This is a genomic window from Bradyrhizobium canariense (assembly GCF_018130465.1).
Lineage (GTDB): Bacteria > Pseudomonadota > Alphaproteobacteria > Rhizobiales > Xanthobacteraceae > Bradyrhizobium > Bradyrhizobium canariense_C.
The window spans coordinates 101978-123020 of sequence record NZ_JAFCKJ010000002.1; the positions used below are offsets into that span (position 1 = coordinate 101978).

The following is a 21043-nucleotide window of genomic DNA, read 5'->3' on the forward strand; positions in this document are numbered from 1 at the left end:
GGCTCGTAGTTGCTAGTCTTCGTCAAACTGAACCCTGGGGTAATGGGTCCTGGATCTGCGCTTCGCTTGTCCAGGACGACGGTAGGCCAGATCCGCGGAGCTAACTCCCGCTGAACGAATTGTACCCCTGGTCTTCCCAATAGCCGCCCTTGTAGTCGTTGGTGACTTCCATCGAGACCACATATTTCGGGTTCTTGAAGCCGAGCTTGGTCGGCACGCGGATCTTCATCGGGAAGCCATAGGCGCGCGGCAGGATTTCATTGGCGTACTTGAACGTCATCTGGGTCTGCGGATGCAGCGCGGTGCGCATGTCGAGCGGAGAATTGTAGCCGTCCTTGTCGGCGCACTGGAACCAGACGTATTTGGCGCGCGTGTCGGCGCCGATCAGCTTGAGGAAGTCGCGCATCGGCGTGCCGGTCCAGCTGCCGATCGCGCTCCAGCCCTCGACGCAGATGTGACGGGTGATCTGCGTGACTTGCGGGAGCTTGTACAATTCCGGAAGCGTCCACGACTTCTTGTTGTCGACGAGGCCGCGAACTTCGAGCTTCCAGTCGTTGCCATCGACCTCGGGCGCGTCGTCGAGATCGTAATAGGCATTGAACGGAAACGGTTTTGTGATCGCGCTCTCCGGAAAAGTCGGCGCCAGCGCATCGGGATTGAAGATGAAGGCTTGCACCGCGTCGTTGAACTTCGAGACGGACTTCAGCATCTCCTCGGCGGAGGACGAATCGATCACGTCGCAGCCGGTGAGCAGCGTCAGCGCGCCGAGGCTGGCGCCGCCCGCGATGAAGCGGCGGCGGCTGACATCAGGCATCGTCTTGATGGAGTCCTTGATCAGCAGCCGCTTGTCGACGCCGGGGATCAGGAATGAGCGCTTGGCCATGGTTCTTGCTCCGCTCAACGACCGATGATCATCGCACGCAGGCTCTTCGGCACCAGCAGCGCGAGTAAAACGTGAATGACGAGGAACGCGCAGATCGCAGCCATGCAGAAGAAATGGATGTAGCGCGCGGTCGGATAATCGCCGAACAGCATGACCAGCCAATGCAGTTGCACCGGCTTCCACATCCCCAGGCCCGACAGCACGATCAGCACGCCGACCACGATGATGCCGGCATAGAGCAGGCGCTGGACGTAATTGTAGACGGTGAGATCGGCATGGCCGAGCTTGAAGGTCAGGGCAGCCCTGACATCGTGGAGCACGCCGGACGGGGTGATCGGCAGCAGTTTCTTCCGGAAGCGGCCGGTGGCAAGACCGGTGACGAGATAGGCGAGGCCGTTGATCATCAAGAGCCACATCGCCGCAAAGTGCCAGAGCAGGCCGCCGCCGAGCCAGCCGCCGAGCGTGTAGTCGCGCGGAAAGCTGAAGCCGAACAGCGGCGAAGCGTTGTAGATCTGCCAGCCCGACAGGATCATCAGGACCATGGCGAGGGCGTTGATCCAGTGCATGACCCGGACCCAGGCCGGCTGGATCACTTTGGCCGGGGTGGCGCTGACCTGCTCGTCGGTGACAGTGAGGCTCGACATGATGGTTCCGTCCTGAACATCGTCTGACAGCAATTATACGCCGATGCTTCCGCTTTCGTTACGCCCAGTCCGGCATCGAATCGATACCGGCGGGCTATCGTGGTCACAAAAAAGCGAGCCGGGTACCCCCCGGCTCGCCGTTTTCGTCGCACCCTGATCGGGGGATGAAACAGGATCGCGCGGTGTTAGGTCGCCGGCATCAGCACGGTATCGACCACATGGATCACGCCGTTCGACTGGTTGACGTTGGAGATCGTCACCATCGAGGTGCCGCCCTTGGCATCGACGATCCAGACCTTGCCGTCCATCTTCTTCACCGTCAGCTCCTCGCCTTCGGCGGTCTTCATCTTCTTGCCGTCGGTGAGGTCGGAAGCCTCGAGCTTGCCGGGCACGACATGGTAGGTGAGGATCTTGGTCAGCGTCGCCTTGTTCTCGGGCTTGACCAGGGTGTCGACGGTGCCGGCCGGCAGCTTGCCGAAGGCGGCGTTGGTCGGTGCGAACACCGTGAACGGGCCCTTGCCTTCCAGCGTCGGCACCAGGCCGGCCGCCTTCACCGCCGCCACCAGCGTGGTGTGGTCCTTCGAGTTGACGGCGTTCTGGACGATGTTCTTGGACGGGAACATCGCGGCGCCGCCGACCATGACGGTCTTCTCCTCGGCGCGGACGGGCGCGACGACGGTCGCGGTGATGGCGAGGGCGCTGAACGCGGCGGCCGCGAGATAGGCAATACGCTTCGACATGGAGAGTCTCCCGATTGGATTGTGACCGGCGATTGCCGGCGTTTGAGATGGCAACAACAGTGGCTGCGACCTGTGAGCGTGAAGCAGCAGCGCCGTCGTTGGCTCGAACTACGGGAGGGTTTGCGATAGGGTTTCGGGAAATAATTTATCGTGATGCGTGAAACTATAGGGCGGCGCATCCGTGTGTGAGCGCTACAAACTCAATTGTCGTCCCGGCGAAGGCCGGGACCCATACTCCCGATCAGCAGTTGTAGCGCGAGACAGGTAACCACGTGTCTTCGCCAAACTACGTCCTGTGGTTATGGGTCCCGGCCTTCGCCGGGACGACGAGTGACGTCCTAATCCCTGTTATGCGGCGTTTGAATGAACCCGCGGTTATGCGTCGGGCTGATCAAGAGTTCGTTGATGCAGACCCGCGCCGGCATGCTCGCGATGAACGCAATGGTGCGGCCCAGATCTTCGGATTGCAGCATCCTGGCCTGCTCCTCCTCGCTCGGCACCACCGGGCGGAGTTTCAGGATCGGGGTCGCCACCTCGCCCGGCATCAGGCAGCAGGCGCGCAGGCCGTTGACGCATTCGTCCATGTTGAAGGAATGGGTCAGCGCCAGCACCGCGTGCTTGGTCGTGGTGTAGGCCGGGCCCGGCATTTTCGAGACGTGGCGGCCGGCCCAGGACGAGACGTTGATGATGGAGCCGTCCTGCTGCTTGCGCATCGTCGGCAGCACCGCGTGCATGCAATAGAGCACGCCGTTGAGATTGACCTGAACCAGTCTGTCCCAGCCCTCCAGTTCCATGTCCTTCCAGCTGCGCTTGGGGACATTGATGCCGGCATTGTTCACCAGCAGGTCGATCCGGCCGTGCTTCGCGACGATTTGATCGGCCGCCCTCTGGGCTTCGGCGGCGACCGACACGTCCAGCGCAATCGCCTCGGCCGCCCCGCCCGCCTTGGTGATCTTCGCGACCACGGTATCCAGGGCGTCCTTGCGCCGGCCCGAGATCACCACCGTCCAGCCGTCGGCCGCGAGCGCCTCGGCACCGGCCTCCCCGATCCCGCTGCCGCCGCCCGTGACCCAGGCCACGCGTTTCCCGTTTTTGGTCATGCAAACTGTCTCCGTTGCTTCATCGGGGCGGTTTTTGCTAATCCAGCCCTCGGTTTTGACCGGCCTTGTCTGACGAGCCTTGTGGTCAAGCCTTGCGGTCGAGGAAATCTTGCATGAACCAAGCTGCCAACGCCAATCTGTTTTCCCGCCTGTTCGACGGCCTGGACGATCCGAAGCGCCTCGCGATCGAGACGCATGACGGAGGGCGCATCAGCTATGGCGATTTGATCGCACGGGCCGGGCAGATGGCCAATTTGCTGGTCGCGCGCGGCGTGAAGCCGGGCGACCGCGTTGCGGTGCAGGTCGAGAAATCCGTGGCCAACATCGTGCTGTACCTGGCTACGGTGCGGGCCGGCGCGGTCTACCTGCCGCTCAACACCGCCTATACGCTGAACGAACTCGACTATTTCATCGGCGATGCCGAGCCCTCGCTGGTGGTCTGCGACCCCTCCAAGGCGGAGGGCCTCGGCCCCATCGCCGCCAAGGTGAAGGCGAAAATCGAGACGCTCGGGCCTGACGGCAAGGGCTCGCTGACGGACGCTGCCGACAAGGCCAGCAGCGAATTCACCACCGTGTCGCGCGCAAACGACGATCTCGCCGCGATCCTCTATACGTCAGGCACCACCGGCCGCTCCAAGGGCGCGATGTTGACCCATGACAATCTGGCGTCGAACTCGCTCTCGCTCGTCGGCTTCTGGCGCTTCACCGACAAGGACGTGCTGATCCACGCGCTGCCGATCTACCACACCCACGGCCTGTTCGTGGCGACCAACGTGACGCTGTTTTCGCGGGCGTCGATGATCTTTTTGCCGAAGCTCGACCCGGATCTGATCATCAAGCTGATGGCGCGTGCCACGGTTCTGATGGGCGTGCCGACGTTCTATACCCGTCTGCTCCAGAATGCTGCGCTGTCGCGCGAAACCACAAAACACATGCGGCTGTTCATCTCGGGCTCCGCGCCACTGCTCGCCGAAACCCATCGCGAATGGTCGGCGCGCACCGGGCATGCCGTGCTCGAGCGCTACGGCATGACCGAGACCAATATGAACACGTCGAACCCCTATGACGGCGAGCGCGTGCCCGGCGCAGTCGGCTTTCCGCTGCCCGGCGTCTCCGTGCGCGTCACAGATCCCGAGACGGCCAAGGAACTGCCGCGCGACGAGATCGGCATGATCGAGGTCAAGGGCCCCAACGTGTTCAAGGGCTATTGGCGCATGGCGGAGAAGACCAAGGCGGAATTCCGCGACGACGGCTTCTTCATCACCGGCGACCTCGGCAAGATCGACGCCAAGGGTTACGTCCACATTCTCGGCCGCGGCAAGGATCTCGTCATCTCCGGTGGCTTCAACGTCTACCCGAAGGAAATCGAGAGCGAGATCGACGCCATGCCCGGCGTGATCGAATCCGCCGTGATCGGCGTGCCGCACGCCGATTTCGGCGAGGGCGTCACGGCGGTGCTGGTCTGCAACAAGGGCGCCGATGTGACCGAGGCCGCGGTGCTGAAGGCGCTCGACGGCCGGCTGGCAAAGTTCAAGATGCCCAAACGCGTCTTCGTCGTCGACGAGCTGCCGCGCAACACCATGGGCAAGGTGCAGAAGAACGTGCTGCGGGATACGTACAAGGACCTTTACGCGAAGAAGTAGGGGCGCAACGGCAAGGCGAGGCCGCGCTCTCGCTGTCGTCCTGGCGAAAGCCAGGACCCATTACCCCAGGGAGAAATTTGGCGAAGACTCGCGGTCGCCAGCTGCGCGCCGCAACTCCTTCCTGGGGTAATGGGTCCTGGATCGGCGCTCGCTTCCCGAGCTTGTCCAGGACGACGTTGAGGAGAGAGCCTGCGACGAACCCCTTACTGCCCGCCGACGAGGCTCATCACAAACCGGCTGCCAACGATGAAGAGATAGCACCCGAACGCCATCTCCAGCGTTCGCTTCGACATCGCGTGCGCGGCTCGTACGCCGAGCGGCGCGGTGACGAGGCTCATCGGCATCACCAGCACGGCGCCGATCAGCGAGACGTAGCCGAGCGCGAACGGAATTTGCAGGGCTGCGACGCCGGGATAGTTCGCTGCCGCGGGCCAGCCGGCATAGATGTAGCCGAGCGCGCCGGGGATCGAGATCAGCACCGCGAGTGCCGATGACGTCGCCACGGCCTGATGAATCGGCCGGCCGTAGAAGGTCATCAGCAGGTTCGAGAACAATCCGCCGCCGATGCCCATCAGCGTCGACAAGATGCCGACGCAGAAGCCGTAGATTCGCATCAGCGGACCCTTCGGCAAATCATCTCCGAGCTTCCAGCTTTCGCGCGCGAAGATCAGCCGTACCGCGGCCGACCAGGCGACGGCGACGAACACGATCTTGAACAGCCGCTCCGGCGCGTAGCGCGCGACGACGCTCCCCGAGACGACGCCAATCAGGATCGGCAGCCACCAGGCGCGCAGGATCGACAAATCGACGGCGCCGCGCTTGTAGTGCGCCTGGAACGAACGGATCGAGGTCGGAATGATGACGGCGAGCGAAGTGCCGACGCAGAGCGGCATGCGCACCTCGAGCGGCACACCGGCAATGCGGAAGCACTCGTAGAACACCGGCACCAGAATCGCGCCGCCGCCGATGCCGAACACGCCGGCCAAAAATCCGGAGAGCGCGCCGGTTGCGATCAGCAGCAGCGCGAGCTCGACGATCTCCTTGATATCAAGTCCTGCAATCACCCCTGACCTACCCCGGCGATCGGTCGCAACTTCTCCGATGCATCGCTCTGAAACGGCTGCCCGCAATGCTCTAGGCGATCTGATTTGTTGGGTCGACCGCCGCATCGCCGGTCTGGGGTGGGATGCGGGCTGCGCATATCCGCCCGTCTCGCGAAAAATCGGTGCGCTTGGCGGAAATTGAAAATTGCTCGCCGATCAGCCCTGCCGGTTCGAACGTCATGAACTGACTGGTTCGAACCTCGCCGGCCTGCGGCGGCTTAGAGCCGTTCCAATAGTAATTTCAATGCGCCCCAGCTCCTCAAGAAGAGATGAATTTTGGTTCTTTCTTTAGTCGGTGCGCCATCGTCCTGGTATACCAAGCCGCCGATTGGCCTTGTTACATCAAGGGCCTAGAGCTGAACCCAGGTTCGATTTATGTCGATTTGGTGATTGCGCAGGTGAAATCGACTCCGTAAATAGAGCCGACCTTTCGCGATCCCCGCGCGCCCCATGCTGGGCCGCAATAAAGCAATTGAAGCCCATGACCGCACGGATCGAACGACCGCTCTCGCCCCACATGCAAGTCTACCGCTGGACCCTGACGATGGCGCTCTCCATCGTCCATCGCGCCACCGGCATCGCGCTTTACGCCGGAACGCTGCTGCTGGCCTGGTGGCTGATAGCGGCGGCCTCCGGCCCCACCGCCTATGGCCACGTCCAGGCCTTCACCGGCAGCATCATCGGCCGGCTGATCGTGTTCGGCTACACCTGGGCGCTGATGCACCACATGCTCAGCGGCATCCGGCACTTCGTCTGGGACCTCGGCTACGGCTTCAAGGCCAACGAGCGCGAAGCGTTGACCTGGGGCGCGTTGATCGGCGGCATCGTGCTCACAGTCCTCGTCTGGATCATCGCCTACGCGATCGGAGGCGGACGATGAGTTTCGACGAATCCCACGGCTCTCCGAAGCGCTCCTCCATGCGCACCCCGCTCGGCCGCGTCCGCAATCTCGGCGCGGCGCATTCGGGCACGTCCGATTTCTGGCGCCAGCGCATCACCGGCGTCGCCATGACGCTGCTGATGATTCCCGTGATCGTGATCGTGATGATGCTGCTCGGCCGCAACCAGGCCGGCGCCGCACAGATCCTCGGCTCGCTGCCGATCGCGGTGATCCTGCTGCTCTTCATCTTCGCCAGCGCTTGGCACATGAAGATCGGCATGCAGGTCGTGATCGAGGACTACATCCATAACGAGAAGCTGAAGCTCATCTCGATCATGCTCAACAACTTCTTCTCGATCGCCGTGGCGCTCGCCTCGACCTACGCGATCCTGAAACTTTCCTCCGGAGTCTAAGCCATGGCCAATGATACGAATGGCAAGGCCAACGGCGCTCCCGCCACCAACGGCAAAGCCTATCCGATCGAAGACCACACCTATGACGTCGTCGTGGTCGGCGCCGGCGGCGCGGGGCTGCGCGCCGTGGTCGGCTGCAGCGAAGCCGGCCTCCGCACCGCCTGCATCACAAAAGTGTTTCCGACCCGCTCGCATACGGTCGCTGCGCAGGGCGGCATCTCGGCTTCGCTCGGCAACATGCACAAGGACGACTGGCGCTGGCACATGTACGACACCGTGAAGGGGTCGGACTGGCTGGGCGACCAGGACGCGATCGAATACATGGTGCGCAACGCGCCCGAGGCGGTCTACGAGCTCGAGCATTGGGGCGTGCCGTTCTCGCGCACCGAAGACGGCAAGATCTACCAGCGCCCGTTCGGCGGCATGACGCTGGACTACGGCAAGGGCCAGGCGCAGCGCACCTGCGCCGCCGCCGACCGCACCGGCCACGCCATGCTGCACACGATGTACGGCCAGTCGCTGCGCCACGCGGCCGAGTTCTTCATCGAGTTCTTTGCCATCGACCTGATCATGGACGACCAGGGCACCTGCCGCGGCGTCATCGCGCTCAAGCTCGACGACGGCACGCTGCACCGCTTCCGCGCCCAGTCCGTGATTCTGGCGACCGGCGGCTACGGCCGCGCCTATGCGTCCTGCACCTCGGCACACACCTGCACGGGCGATGGCGGCGGCATGGTGCTGCGCGCCGGCCTGCCGATGCAGGACATGGAGTTCGTGCAGTTCCACCCGACCGGCATCTACGGCTCGGGCTGTCTCGTCACCGAAGGCGCGCGCGGCGAAGGCGGCTATCTCGTCAACTCCGAGGGCGAACGCTTCATGGAGCGCTATGCGCCCTCCGCGAAGGATTTGGCCTCGCGTGACGTCGTCTCGCGCGCGATGACCATCGAGATTCGCGAAGGCCGCGGTGTCGGCAAGAAGAAGGACCACATCTTCCTTCATCTCGACCATCTCGACCCCGCGGTGCTGGCCGAGCGCCTGCCGGGCATCTCGGAATCCGCAAAGATCTTCGCCAATGTCGACGTGACGCGCGAGCCGATCCCGATCGTGCCGACAGTGCACTACAACATGGGCGGCATCCCGACGAACTATCACGGCGAAGTGCTGACCAAGAAGGACGGCGACGACAACGCCATCATCCCCGGCCTGATGGCGATCGGCGAAGCCGCCTGCGTGTCCGTGCACGGTGCCAACCGCCTCGGCTCCAACTCGCTGATCGACCTCGTGGTGTTCGGCCGCGCCGCGGCGCTGCGCCTGGCTGAAAAGCTCACGCCGAACGCCAGCCAGCCGGAGTTGCCGGCGAATTCGTCCGATCTGGCGCTCGGCCGGCTCGACCACTACCGCTACGCCTCCGGCGGCACGCCGACCGCGAAGCTGCGCGAAGGCATGCAGCACGTGATGCAGAACAATTGCGCGGTGTTCCGCACTGGCGATATCCTGAGCGAAGGCCAGAATTTGATCGAGAAGGTCCACAGCGGCATCACCGACATCGCCGTGTCCGACCGCTCGCTGGTGTGGAATTCCGACCTGATCGAGACGCTCGAATTCGACAATCTGATCTCGCAGGCGGTGGTGACGATGAACTCGGCCGCCAACCGCACCGAGAGCCGCGGCGCGCATGCCCGCGAGGACTTCTCCGAGCGCGACGACAAGAACTGGATGAAGCACACGCTGGCCTGGCTGGAAGATTCCGGCAAGGTCAAGATCGAGTACCGCCCGGTTCACGACTACACCATGACCAACGACGTGCAGTACATCCCGCCGAAAGCTCGCGTTTACTAAACGGCGCACGTGTACTGAGCGAACAGCGAAAGCTTTATCGAAATGGTTGAATTCGCACTTCCGAAGAACTCCAAGATCACCGGCGGCAAGACCTGGCCGAAGCCCGCGGGCGCGACCGACGTCCGCGAATTCCGCGTCTATCGCTGGAACCCGGACGACGGCAAGAATCCGAGCGTCGACACCTATTACGTCGATACCCAGGATTGCGGTCCGATGGTGCTGGACGGCCTGATCTGGATCAAGAACCACATCGATCCGTCGCTGACCTTCCGCCGCTCCTGCCGCGAAGGCGTCTGCGGCTCCTGCGCGATGAACATTGACGGCCAGAACACGCTGGCCTGCACCCGCTCGATGCACGACGTGAAGGACGGCGCGGTGAAGATCAATCCGCTGCCGCACCAGCCTGTCGTGAAGGACCTCGTTCCCGACCTCACGAATTTCTATGCGCAGTACGCTTCGGTCGAGCCGTGGCTGAAGACGACCTCGCCGACGCCGCAGAAGGAATGGAAGCAGAGCCACGAGGACCGCGAGAAGCTCGACGGCCTCTACGAGTGCATCCTCTGCGCCTGCTGCTCGACCTCGTGCCCGAGCTATTGGTGGAACAGCGAGCGCTATCTCGGTCCCGCCGCGCTGCTCCAGGCCAATCGCTGGGTGTCGGATTCGCGGGATGAAGCGACCGGCGAGCGGCTCGACGATCTCGAGGATCCGTTCCGGCTCTACCGCTGCCACACCATCATGAACTGCGCAAAGGCCTGCCCGAAGGGCCTCAACCCGGCGGAAGCCATCGCCGAGCTCAAGCTCAAGATGGTCGAGCGCCAGATCTAGGCGTCGTTCATGCTGCAATCCCCGGCCGGAACGGCCGGGGCATTCTACGGTGGGCGCGTGTTCGAGTAGATTTTGCCTCCGCCCCCTGCGCGGGCGAGCCGGCAGATTGCAACCTCCGGTTCCCGCCACAAGCCGCTTCCTTCCCGGCGCGAAATTCAAGTAAGCTCTCCGGTGTGGGACCGGAGCGACCGTGCAGGGCGCGCAACGCAATTCGCTGAGACTGTTGCAGTGGATGATGGCTGCATCCCTGGCGCTCCCGATTGCGCTGTTCGCGATCGCCGCCTCGATCTCCTACACCTCGACAAAAGACATCGCCGACCGCGAGATCGAGCGCACCCTCGACGTCGCGCATGAGCACGCCCTCAAGGTGTTCGAGACGATCGACCGCAGCCTCGCCGAGATCAACGAGGTGGTGCGCGGCCTTCCCGACGCCGTCATCCGCGCCCGCGAGCCGGCGCTGCACCGCCGCCTGAAGCGGCTGGCCGATTCGCTGCCGCAGCTCAAATCGGCCTGGATCTTCGATGCGGATGGAAAGTCGCTGGTCAACAGCCTCGCCTCGCCGCCACCGGAGCAGAGTTTTGCGGACCGCGACTATTTCTATACCCATGTCGACCAGACCATCGGCACGTTCATCGGCACCTCGCTGACGCCGCGCCAGCCCTATCAGGGTGCCCGCTTCTTCGGGGTCAGCCGCCGCCGCGAGACCGACGACGGCCGGTTCATCGGCGTGATCCAGGCTTCCGTGCTGCCGGAATATTTCGAAAGCTTCTATGCCAGGATCGGCACCGATCGCGGCAGCTTCTTCGCGATGGGTCGCACCGACGGCGTGGTGCTGGCGCATCTTCCGCGGCTGGACCGCGACATCAGGCTCGATGCCAGCGGGCCGGTCGGCCAGAGTATTGCAGCTCACCCCGAGCATGGCCTCATCACCGTCGCGTGGCCCTCGGACGGGATCGAGCGCCGCATCGGTTACCGGCGCATCGCCGAATACCCGATCTATGTCAGCGCGGGGCTGGAGACCTCGGCCATCCGCGCGCGCTGGTTCGCCACCATGGGCCAACACCTGGTGTTCGGCATTCCCGCCACCGCGCTGCTCTTCCTGCTGCTGGCGTTGGCCTTCCGGCGTACCCAGCATCTCCAGGCCGAGGCCGCCGCGCGGCGCGAGGCCGAGGAGGCGCTCAAGCACAGCCAGCGCCTGGAGGCGCTCGGGCAGCTCACCGGGGGCGTCGCGCACGACTTCAACAACCTCCTGACCGTGATTCGCGCCTCCGTCGACCTGCTGAACCGGCCGCAACTGAGCGAGGAGCGGCGCCAGCGCTACATCACTGCCATCGCGGACGCGGTCGCGCGCGCGGCCAAGCTGACCTCGCAGCTGCTCGCCTTTGCACGGCGCCAGACCTTGAAGCCGGAGGTGTTCGACGTCGGCGCGCGGATGCAGTCGCTGCACGACATGCTCGCGACGCTGCTCGGACCCGCGATCGAAATCGCGATGCGGCTGCCGGCTGAGCCCTGCCTCGTCAATGCCGATGCAAGCCAGTTCGAGACGGCGTTGATCAACATGGCGACCAATGCGCGCGATGCCATGCACGGCAAGGGCAGGATCGTTTTCAAGGTCGAGGCCGCGACGACCATTGCGGACACGCAGGCTCCCGTCTCGGGCGACCACGGCCTTTCAGGCAAACAAGACCTTCCTGGCAAACAAGACCTGCCTGGCAAACAAGACCTGCCCGGCAAACATGGCTTCGTCGGCATTGCCGTCAGCGACACCGGCATCGGCATTCCGGCTGCGCGGCTCGAGCGCATCTTCGAGCCGTTCTTCACCACCAAGCAGGTCGGCCACGGCACCGGTCTCGGCCTGTCGCAGGTGTTCGGCTTCGCCCGGCAGTCCGGCGGCGAGGTGACGGTCACGAGCGAGGTGGGACACGGCAGCACCTTCTCGCTCTATCTGCCGCGGGTGCCGCCGCACCTGCTGCCGCAGCGGCAGGCACCGAACACGGCCCCGGCAATGGCCGGCAGCGGCATGTCGGTGCTGCTGGTCGAGGACAATATCGAACTCGCCAATTTCGCTGCCGACGGCCTCACCGAGCTCGGCTACAGCGTCACGCTGGTCGACAATGCAACCGATGCACTCGCCGAGCTGGTCATGGACGTCGATCGCTTCGATGTCGTTTTCTCGGACGTCGTGATGCCTGATATGACCGGGCTCGATCTCGCACAGGCGGTGCGCGAGCGCGGCATCGGCGTGCCGGTCGTGCTGACCACCGGCTACAGCGAGGCGCTGTCCCAAGCGACGCTGGCCCAGGACGGCAACCTCGATTTCGAGCTCGTGCAGAAGCCCTATGCGATCGATCAGCTGTCGCGCGTCCTGCACCGGGTCGCACGGCTGCGCCGGGTGCGCAACGGCGCCGCCGAATGATCCGACACTCGGAACCGTTGGGAACCGTTTGATTTCTCTCGCGTTATCCGGTCATGCAAAAGCCGGCCGGAAAGCGCGAACCGGGCAAGAAGCCGCCCATTGTCGAAATCGTCGGCGAGAACGGCGAGGAAGTGGCGCCGCCGCCACCCGAGCTGGTCGAGCCCGACCCGGAGCTGTCGCCCGAAGAGGCCGAACAAGCCCGCAAGGACTACCTCCTCACCCGCTTCTGGATCAGCGCGCGCGGGTTCTGGGGCCGCAATGGCGACCGGCTGGCGTGGCTCTACTCCATCGGCCTCGGCGTGCTGATCGTCCTGACCGTCGGCTTCCAGTACGGCATCAATGTCTGGAATCGGGCGATCTTCGACGCGATCGAGAAGCGCGAGGCGTCCACCGTCTTCCATCTCACCGCGGTGTTCTTCCCGCTTGCGATCGGCAGCATCGTGCTCGGCGTGGCGCAAGTGTTTGCGCGCATGGGCATCCAGCGGCGCTGGCGGGCCTGGCTGACGGCAAGCGTGCTGACGCGCTGGCTCGGCCACGGTCGCTATTACCAGCTCAATCTCGTCGGTGGTGACCACAAGAATCCGGAATACCGGATCGCGGAGGATCTGCGCGTCGCGACCGATTCGCCGGTGGATTTTCTCGCCGGCGTGACTTCCGCGCTGCTGTCGGCCGCGACCTTCATCGTCGTGCTCTGGACCATCGGCGGCGCACTCACGGTCACGCTCGGCGGGTCGGCGATCACCATCCCGGGCTTCCTCGTGATCGCCGCAGTGCTCTACGCCGCGATCGCCTCCGGCTCGATCCTGGTGATCGGCCGCCGCTTCGTGCAGGTCTCCGAGGACAAGAACCAGGCCGAGGCCGATTTCCGATACACGCTGACGCGGGTGCGCGAAAACGGCGAAAGCATCGCGTTGCTCGGCGGCGAGGAAGAGGAGCGCGACGGCATCGACCGCAATTTTACCAATGTGTTGCGGCAATGGGCGCGGCTCGCGGGTCAGCACATGCGCACCACGCTGGTGTCGCAGGGATCGAGTCTCGTTGCGCCGGTCGTGCCGCTGCTGCTCTGCGCGCCAAAATTCCTCGACGGCAGCATGACGCTGGGGCAGGTGATGCAGGCGGCTTCTGCCTTCACCATCGTGCAGAGTGCGTTCGGCTGGCTGGTCGACAATTATCCGCGGCTCGCCGACTGGAATGCCTGCGCTCGCCGCATCGCATCGCTGATGATGTCGCTCGACGGCCTCGAGCGCGCCGAGCAGGGCGACGGCCTCGGCCGCATCAAGCGCGGCGAGACCAGCAACGACGCCGTGCTGGAGCTGAACGACCTCTCCGTCACGCTCGACGACGGCACTGCCGTGGTCGGCGAGACCGAGGTGGTGATCGAGCCGGGCGAGCGGCTGCTGGTCGCCGGCGAATCCGGCACCGGCAAGAGCACGCTGGTGCGGGCCATCGCCGGGCTCTGGCCATGGGGTGGCGGCAGCGTCAATTTCCATCCCGACCGGCGGCTGTTCATGCTGCCGCAGCGACCCTACGTGCCGTCCGGCTCCTTGCGCCGCGCGGTCGCCTATCCCGGCGCGGAAGACGACTGGACCGTCGAGGAGATCGGCGAGGTCTTGCACAAGGTCGGTCTCGACCATCTCAAGGAGAAGATCGAGGAAGATGGACCGTGGGACCAGACGCTGTCCGGCGGCGAGAAGCAGCGTCTCGCCTTCGCGCGGCTCCTGCTGCACAGCCCGGATATCGTCGTGCTCGATGAGGCGACCTCGGCGCTCGACGAGAAGAGCCAGGACAAGATGATGAAGATGGTCACCGACGAGCTGCCGAAGGCCACCATCGTCAGCGTCGCGCACCGCGTCGAGCTGGAGGCCTTCCACAGCCGCAAGATCGTGCTGGAGCGCCGCAAGGGCGGCGCAAAACTCGTCAGCGACATCGACCTGATCCCGCGCAAGGGCAAGCGCAAGCTGCTCGGACGATTTCTGAGGCAGCGGAAGGCGCCGCCGAAGAAGGCGGCGTGAGGGGCGGTCTCTTTTCTTGTCGTCCCGGCGAAGGCCGGGACCCATACCGCGTGCGGCATCTGTGGAATGCGGCGCACGTATCGCGGCAAACCACTTAACTGCTGGTCTTCGCCAAACTCCTCCCTGGGGATATGGGTCCCGGCCTTCGCCGGGACGACCCGGAGATTGTTGCCCGGATCGAGCGTTGGAGTCCCCGGCAAAACCGGCTATGCATGCGCCGCTTGCAACGAGGACTTTGACTTGACGATCGACAATGCACCTTCGTCCGCGCCGTTCGGCGCGTTCGCGCCGAACGCGGCGCAGGCCGCGATCATTCGCCTCGCGACACAATCGGGGCTGAAGCGCGGCGCGTTCCGGCCCTGGCTGTCGCGATTGGTGAACCTGCTGCGCGGTGGTCCCGTCGACGTGCAGTACCAGGGTGCATCGTTCCGCTTCTATCACCAGGGCAGCGCGACCGAGCGCGGCGCGCTGTTCAATCCCGACTACAATCTCGACGAGCTCGACTTCCTGCGCCAGCACACCCCGGAGGCCGGTGTGTTCGTCGACATCGGCGCCAATGTCGGCACCTTTGCGCTGGTGATGGCACGACAGGTCGGGCCATCGGGAAAAGTGGTCGCGATCGAACCTCATCCAATGACGTTTGGACGGCTCTCGTTCAACCAGGCCGCATCGAAAGTGACGCAGGTGCGCCTGGTGCAGGCCGCCGCCGGCGACAGCGACGGCGAGCTCCTGATCGAGAGCGGCGGCGGCAATCTCGGCGCCACGCATGTCGTTACCGGCACGGCCAGCAGCGAGGCCATCAAGGTGCCCTCGCTGCGGTTGACGCGCATTCTCGACGAAGCCGGCGTCGCGAAGGTGGACGCGTTGAAGATCGACGTCGAGGGCTTTGAGGACCGCGTGCTGATCGGCTTCTTCCGCGACGCGCCGCAATCACTATGGCCGCGCGCGGTGGTGATCGAGCATTTGTCACAAAAGGAATGGCGGGAAGATTGTATCGCTGACATGGTCGCGCGCGGCTTTGCCGTTGCGCGCAAGACGCGGAGCAATACGTTCCTGTCGCGCTGACAACGAACGACGGAGGTTGCGATGATCGACCATATGGGCTTCCCGGTCTCCGACTATGAGCGCGCCAAGGCGTTCTACGCCAAGGCATTGGCGCCGCTCGGCTACAGCCTGATCATGGAGGTCACGCAGGAGCAGACCGGACACGATCCGGCCGCCGGCTTCGGCGCCGACGGCAAGCCGGATTTCTGGATCGGCGGCGAGGGTGCGCTGAACAAGCCGGTGCATGTGGCGATCCTGGCGAAGGACCGCGCCACGGTGGATGCGTTTTACAAGGCGGCGATTGCAGCGGGCGGGCGCGACAACGGGCCGCCCGGCATTCGGGCGCATTATCATCCCACCTATTACGGCGCGTTCGTGCTCGACCCCGATGGACACAACATCGAGGCCGTCTGCCACGCGCCTGAATAAGACGGCGACGCGAGACGGAACATCGGCGCGACATCATCGTTGTCGTTTTCCCGACAACTGATCTCGATGATGCCGATGCCGATCGAACCGCCCGAGATTCCGCCGTCGACACCCGGCACGCCCACCGAGCCGCCGCCGGGGATTCCGCCGGGCAATCCGCAGCCCGAAATCGCGCCGCCGGTGCGCGAGCCCGGCTCGCCACCGCCGCCCGATGAATTGCCGGGCCGCATGCCTGAAGAGATTCCATCACGCGGGCCGAACGGACCGCTCACGCCGAATCCTGCGACGGATGCAAATCCGCCGCGGGATCATCACGCATGAAGCGACGCATCACATCCGAGGCAATTGCAACCCGCGCCTGAATGCGCAATGAACGTCACCATAGTAAGGTGATTTGCGTGCAGAAATAAATCCGGCCGAGACCGCTTCGTCCGCCACAATCCGGCCTAACGCGTAGCTGTTCATCCCAACACTTCGTCAAAGAACCTTCCGGGGAAGTTCACCATCATGACTAATTTTCGTTTCGTGCTGCTTGCCACCACGGCTCTGACCGCGATGCAATTCGCAAGCTCCGCATCGCATGCGCAAGGCGCGTCGCCGCTCGTCGTCGCCCAGGCGCCACAAGAAACCGGCCCTGACGGAAAACCGAAGCAGCCACCGAAGGGACCGCCAGCGGCCGCGCCGCCTGCGGCGCCCGCGCGCCCGGCCGCACCGCCGCCCGCAGCTGCACCACCCCATCCGCCCGCGGCGCCTCCGCCGGCTGCCGCACCGCCGCGCCCGGCAGCGCCGCCACCGCCTCCGCCGCCACCTGCGGCCCGTCCGGCACCGCCGCCGCCCCCACCGCCGCCTGCCGCCCCGAAGCCGCCTTCGCCGCCCCCGGCTGCGGCTCCGCAACAGCATGCGCCGCCTCCTGCACCGCCCGCGGCGCGCCCGGCTCCCACGCCGCCCGCCGCGGCTCCGCAGCAGCACGCGCCCACACCACCGCCGCCTGCGGCTCACCCGACGCCACCGCCGCCGCCTGCAGCGGGTCCTGCGGGACGGCCCGCGCCTGCGCCCACGGCGACACCGTCGCCGGCACCTGCGGCGCCGACGGCGAGACCGGGTGCGCCCGCTCCGGCCACGCCTGCACCTGCAACAACACCTTCACCGACAGCGACTCCTGCGCCGACCGCGACGCCGGCTCCAGGCAGCACGCCGCCGGCTGGCCGCCCCGGTACGCCGCCCCCCGGCGGACGTCCTGGTGCGCCCCCGGCTGCGGGATCACCGGCTCCAGGCGCCACCCCCGCACCGACGGCCACGCCGACCCCCGGTGGCGCTCCGACGCCGCCGCCCGGACGTCCAGGTTCGCCGCCCGCGCCCGGCGCAACCCCGGCCCCGACAACGACGCCGGCCCCCGGTGGCGCCGTGACACCGCCCCCGGGTCGCCAGGGTGGTGCGCCTCCTGCTGGCGCACCCGCTGCTGGCGCGCCCGCTGCGGGAGCTCCGCCGACCCAGCCGCAGGCAGGTGCCCCACCCCGGCCGCCGGCTCCCCCCGCCGGCGTCGCGGCACCGGGCACCGTCCCGGGCTCGGCGGCTGCGACCCCGCCGCCCAACAGGGCGCAATACGCAGCGCCCACGGTTGCGCCGGCCTTCCGCGCCGCGCCCACGACGACCACGCCCCTGCCGCCGCCGCCGCGTCCGCCACAGCGTGACCTGACGCCGATCGCGATCGGTGCAGGTGTCGTCGCCGGTGCCGTGATCGGCGCCACCATCGCCGACTACCGCAACCAGCGACGCGAGTCCGTCGAAGGCGGCCGCACCGTCTACACCGAGCCGGACCGCATCATCATTCGCGATCCGGGTGGGCAGACATACGTCCGCGGCAATGATCTCTATCGCTTCCGCTATGGCGCCCGCGACATCCGCACCGAGACTGTCGGCGCCGATACCCGCACCGTGGTGATCCGTCCCGACGGCAGCGAGATCATTACTGTTGTCGGTCCGGACGGTCGGCTGCTGCGGCGAATCCGCAGGGACCCGGCCGGCCGCGAGCTCGTCATCATCGACAACAGCTACCGCGATCCGCGGTCGGTCGGCGGCTTCTATGTCGACGCGCCGCCTCCGGTCGTCAACATGCCCTACGATCGCTATATCGTCGACGCCCAGGAGGCGTCGCCGGACGTGATCTACGAGACGATGGTGGCGCCGCCGGTGCAACGGGTCGATCGTCGCTACACGCTCGACGAGATCCGCTACAGCCCCAATGTTCGCATGCAAATGCCGAGCATCGACCTCAACACGATCAACTTCGAGACGGGATCGTGGACCATCCCACCGGACCAGGCGGCGAAGCTGCAGTCGATCGCCGACGGTCTCAACCGTGCGATTCAGGCCAACCCGCGCGTGGTGTTCCTGATCGAAGGTCACACCGACGCGGTCGGCAACGACGTCGACAATTTGTCATTGTCGGACCGTCGTGCGCAGTCCGCGGCCGAATTGCTGACCCAGCAATTCGGTGTGCCGTCCGAGAACCTGACGTCGCAGGGCTACGGCGAGCAGTACCTGAAGGAGCAGACGCAAGGGCCGAGCGCAATCAACCGGCGCGTCACCGTCCGCAACATCACGCCGCTGCTCAACGGTGGCCAGGCCTCGCTGCCGCCGCCCCCGCCCGGCACCGCGCCGCCGCGCTGAGGCGACACACAAATGCAAAATGGCCGGGAGCAATCCCGGCCATTTTTGTTTCGTCATTGCGAGGAGCGAAGCGACGAAGCAATCCAGACTGTCGCTGCGGAAAGATTCTGGATTGCTTCGCTTCGCTCGCAATGACGAATGAGGCAGCAATCCTCGGCATCATCAGCCCTTGTCGCTCTCCAGCCGGAAGATCTGCGAGCCTTCACTGCCCGAGAGCAGGCCTGTGTCGCTGTAGAGCTTCAGCTTGGCGCGGGTATCGTTGATGTCGAGGTTGCGCATGGTGAGCTGACCGATGCGATCGGCCGGTGTAAACGCTGCGTCCTCGACCTTCTCCATGCTGAGCCGCTCCGGCGCATAGGTGAGGTTGGGGCTCTCGGTGTTGAGGATCGAGTAGTCGTTGCCGCGGCGCAGCTCGAGCGTCACCTCGCCGGTGACGGCGCGGGCGACCCAGCGCGCGGTCTCGCGCAGCATCAGCGCCTGCGAGTCGAACCAGCGGCCCTGATAGAGCAGACGGCCGAGACGCATGCCGCTGATGCGGTACTGTTCGATGGTGTCCTCGTTGTGGATGCCGGTGACGAGGCGCTCATAGGCGATGTGCAGCAGCGCCATGCCGGGCGCTTCATAGATGCCGCGGCTCTTGGCCTCGATGATGCGGTTCTCGATCTGGTCGCTCATGCCGAGGCCATGGCGGCCGCCGATCGCATTGGCTTCGAGGAACAGTGCAACGGGATCGGCAAAAGTCCGACCGTTCAGCGCGACCGGCTGGCCTTCCTCGAAACGCACCACGACCTTCTCGGCCTTGACGTTGCAGTCGTCACGCCAGAACGGCACGCCCATGATCGGGTTGACGATCTTGATGCCGCTGTCGAGGCTCTCGAGATCCTTGGCTTCATGCGTGGCGCCGAGGAGATTGCTGTCGGTCGAATACGCCTTCTCGGCGCTCATCTTGTAGGCAAAGCCCTGCGCGGTCATGAATGCCGACATCTCGGCGCGGCCGCCGAGCTCGTCGATGAATTGCTGATCGAGCCAGGGCTTGTAGATGCGCAGGCCCGGGTTGGTCAGCAGGCCGTAGCGATAGAAGCGCTCGATGTCGTTGCCCTTGAAGGTCGAGCCGTCGCCCCAGATGTTGACGCCGTCCTCCCTCATCGCCGCGACCAGCATCGTGCCGGTGACGGCGCGCCCCAGCGGGGTGGTGTTGAAATAGGTGATGCCGCCGGTCGAGATGTGGAAGGCGCTGGACTGGATCGCGGCGATGCCCTCGTGGACGAGCTGCGTGCGGCAATCGACCAGCAGCGCTTTCTCGGCGCCGAACTCCATCGCCTTGCGCGGGATCTCGTTGTAGTCGGCTTCGTCGGGCTGACCGAGATTGGCGGTATAGGCGTAGCAGCGCGCGCCCTTCTGCTTCATCCAGAGCAGCGCCGCGCTGGTGTCGAGGCCGCCGGAAAAAGCGATACCGACTTTTTCACCCTTGGGCAGGCTTTTCAGGATCGTGGTCATGGCGCTTCCAATCGGGTCTCAAAGGGCTGATGTGCGGGCGGGTTGACCGCGCGATTATCAAATTTCGCGGGTCTCGGCACCCATTTAATGGCTCAAACTGAGGGCTCGGCACCGGTCTTGCGGCCGAACAGGCGCTGGCGCAGCCGGTAGGCGGGCATGTTCAGCCGGGTCAGGGCGGCATCGACCGCCTCGTCCGAGAACCGGGTACGTGGCCAGCGGTAAATCAGCGCGTAGGCAAACCAGATCACGACGAAGGTGACGAGGCCGGCGATCGAGACATCGGTGAAGAAGTGGCCGCCGAAGGCCATCCGCAGCCCGCTGGTCACGAGGCCGAACACCACGGCCCCGGCATAAGCGAGCGGCCGCCACGCCGGCGGTGCCAGTGCGGCCGGCGCCAGCGTCCAGAACGCGGTCGCGCCCTCGCCCGAGAAGAACGAGCAGTTGCGCGCGCAGCCGCCGCGCGGATCCCACCACGGCACGAATTGCTGGTCGCCGGCAAACTGCGTCACCACCACGGGGCGCGGCCGACCCCAATAGGTCTTGAAGGTGAGATTGGTGAGGATGCCGGCCGACATGATGATCGTGACCAGCAGGAACACGATCGCGCGCCCCGACACCATCAGCGGCCGATCGGGCCGGACCATCTTGACCACGAGCGCGATCAGCGGCGGCAGCACGAACGCCCAGGCGCCCCACATCGCGGCATCGCGCGCGAAGCCGGCCCAGTCGTTCAGCTTGAGCGGGAACGACTTCGTATCAGGGTCGAAGAACAGCGCGGCGAGCTTGAGATCAAGCTCGGGATAGAGGCCGAAAACGACGCCGATCACGAGCCACAGCGCCAGGGCGATGAAGAGTCCAGTCCGGTTCATGGCGCGCGGTTTAGCCGAGTGGGAAGGGGATGAAAA

The 21043-nt window shown here is 65.2% G+C and carries 19 protein-coding genes; 11 read left to right on the plus strand and 8 right to left on the minus strand.

Annotated features, from left to right (window positions below; genetic code table 11):
- Positions 1-100: 100 nt before the first annotated feature.
- From JQ591_RS04785 to JQ591_RS04800, 4 genes are all read right to left on the minus strand, one after another.
- Positions 101-883, minus strand: coding sequence for a molybdopterin-dependent oxidoreductase (locus tag JQ591_RS04785; RefSeq protein ID WP_211394900.1), 783 nt, complete (start codon positions 881-883; stop codon positions 101-103).
- 14 nt (positions 884-897) lie between these two features.
- A complete protein-coding gene (locus tag JQ591_RS04790) occupies positions 898-1527 on the minus strand; it encodes a cytochrome b/b6 domain-containing protein (protein WP_211394901.1) in 630 nt (209 codons plus the stop codon).
- Positions 1528-1712: 185 nt separating this feature from the next.
- Complete coding sequence (locus JQ591_RS04795) at positions 1713-2267, minus strand: fasciclin domain-containing protein (protein ID WP_211394902.1); 555 nt, start codon at positions 2265-2267, stop codon at positions 1713-1715.
- A 338-nt stretch (positions 2268-2605) separates the two neighbouring features.
- Positions 2606-3367: an SDR family oxidoreductase gene (locus tag JQ591_RS04800; RefSeq protein ID WP_211394903.1), complete on the minus strand. Its 762-nt coding sequence runs from the start codon at positions 3365-3367 to the stop codon at positions 2606-2608.
- Positions 3368-3480: 113 nt separating this feature from the next.
- Here JQ591_RS04800 and JQ591_RS04805 point away from each other — a divergent pair, with 113 nt between their 5' ends.
- Positions 3481-5010: a malonate--CoA ligase gene (locus JQ591_RS04805; RefSeq protein ID WP_211394904.1), complete on the plus strand. Its 1530-nt coding sequence runs from the start codon at positions 3481-3483 to the stop codon at positions 5008-5010.
- 203 nt (positions 5011-5213) lie between these two features.
- Here the strand turns inward: JQ591_RS04805 and JQ591_RS04810 are convergent, their stop codons facing one another.
- Together JQ591_RS04810 and JQ591_RS04815 are read right to left on the minus strand one after the other, a co-directional pair.
- Entirely contained in the window at positions 5214-6074 is an 861-nt protein-coding gene (locus tag JQ591_RS04810) for a sulfite exporter TauE/SafE family protein (protein WP_211394905.1), read from the minus strand.
- 70 nt (positions 6075-6144) lie between these two features.
- Positions 6145-6294 (minus strand): hypothetical protein, encoded by a 150-nt coding sequence (locus JQ591_RS04815; protein ID WP_211394906.1) that lies wholly within the window; start codon positions 6292-6294, stop codon positions 6145-6147.
- Positions 6295-6594: 300 nt separating this feature from the next.
- Between JQ591_RS04815 and sdhC the strand changes: the two genes are divergently transcribed.
- The 10 genes from sdhC (at position 6595) to JQ591_RS04865 (ending at position 18641) form a co-directional block, all read left to right on the plus strand.
- The gene (sdhC, locus tag JQ591_RS04820) at positions 6595-6993 is read left to right on the plus strand and encodes a succinate dehydrogenase, cytochrome b556 subunit (protein ID WP_211394907.1); all 399 of its coding nucleotides are present in this window, start codon (positions 6595-6597) and stop codon (positions 6991-6993) included.
- On the plus strand, positions 6990-7406 hold the full coding sequence (gene sdhD / locus JQ591_RS04825) for a succinate dehydrogenase, hydrophobic membrane anchor protein (RefSeq protein ID WP_249136522.1): 417 nt from the start codon (positions 6990-6992) through the stop codon (positions 7404-7406). The genes sdhC and sdhD overlap by 4 nt, the downstream gene beginning before the upstream one ends.
- A gap of 3 nt (positions 7407-7409) precedes the next feature.
- Positions 7410-9245: a succinate dehydrogenase flavoprotein subunit gene (sdhA, locus tag JQ591_RS04830; protein WP_211394908.1), complete on the plus strand. Its 1836-nt coding sequence runs from the start codon at positions 7410-7412 to the stop codon at positions 9243-9245.
- A gap of 42 nt (positions 9246-9287) precedes the next feature.
- Positions 9288-10070: a succinate dehydrogenase iron-sulfur subunit gene (locus JQ591_RS04835; protein WP_211394909.1), complete on the plus strand. Its 783-nt coding sequence runs from the start codon at positions 9288-9290 to the stop codon at positions 10068-10070.
- A 190-nt stretch (positions 10071-10260) separates the two neighbouring features.
- Positions 10261-12486 carry a hybrid sensor histidine kinase/response regulator gene (locus JQ591_RS04840; protein WP_211394910.1) on the plus strand — a complete coding sequence of 742 codons (2226 nt, stop codon included), beginning with the start codon at positions 10261-10263 and terminating at the stop codon, positions 12484-12486.
- Between the two features lie 53 nt (positions 12487-12539).
- Positions 12540-14498 carry an ABC transporter ATP-binding protein/permease gene (locus JQ591_RS04845; protein ID WP_211394911.1) on the plus strand — a complete coding sequence of 653 codons (1959 nt, stop codon included), beginning with the start codon at positions 12540-12542 and terminating at the stop codon, positions 14496-14498.
- Between the two features lie 240 nt (positions 14499-14738).
- Entirely contained in the window at positions 14739-15563 is an 825-nt protein-coding gene (locus tag JQ591_RS04850) for an FkbM family methyltransferase (protein WP_211394912.1), read from the plus strand.
- A 21-nt stretch (positions 15564-15584) separates the two neighbouring features.
- A complete protein-coding gene (locus tag JQ591_RS04855; RefSeq protein WP_007598770.1) occupies positions 15585-15971 on the plus strand; it encodes a VOC family protein in 387 nt (128 codons plus the stop codon).
- A gap of 75 nt (positions 15972-16046) precedes the next feature.
- Positions 16047-16292, plus strand: coding sequence for a hypothetical protein (locus JQ591_RS04860; protein ID WP_211394913.1), 246 nt, complete (start codon positions 16047-16049; stop codon positions 16290-16292).
- A gap of 186 nt (positions 16293-16478) precedes the next feature.
- Positions 16479-18641: an OmpA family protein gene (locus tag JQ591_RS04865; RefSeq protein ID WP_211394914.1), complete on the plus strand. Its 2163-nt coding sequence runs from the start codon at positions 16479-16481 to the stop codon at positions 18639-18641.
- Between the two features lie 162 nt (positions 18642-18803).
- Here the strand turns inward: JQ591_RS04865 and argG are convergent, their stop codons facing one another.
- Positions 18804-20138: an argininosuccinate synthase gene (gene argG / locus JQ591_RS04870; RefSeq protein WP_211394915.1), complete on the minus strand. Its 1335-nt coding sequence runs from the start codon at positions 20136-20138 to the stop codon at positions 18804-18806.
- A gap of 92 nt (positions 20139-20230) precedes the next feature.
- The gene (locus tag JQ591_RS04875) at positions 20231-21007 is read right to left on the minus strand and encodes a phosphatase PAP2 family protein (RefSeq protein ID WP_211394916.1); all 777 of its coding nucleotides are present in this window, start codon (positions 21005-21007) and stop codon (positions 20231-20233) included.
- Positions 21008-21043 lie beyond the last annotated feature (36 nt).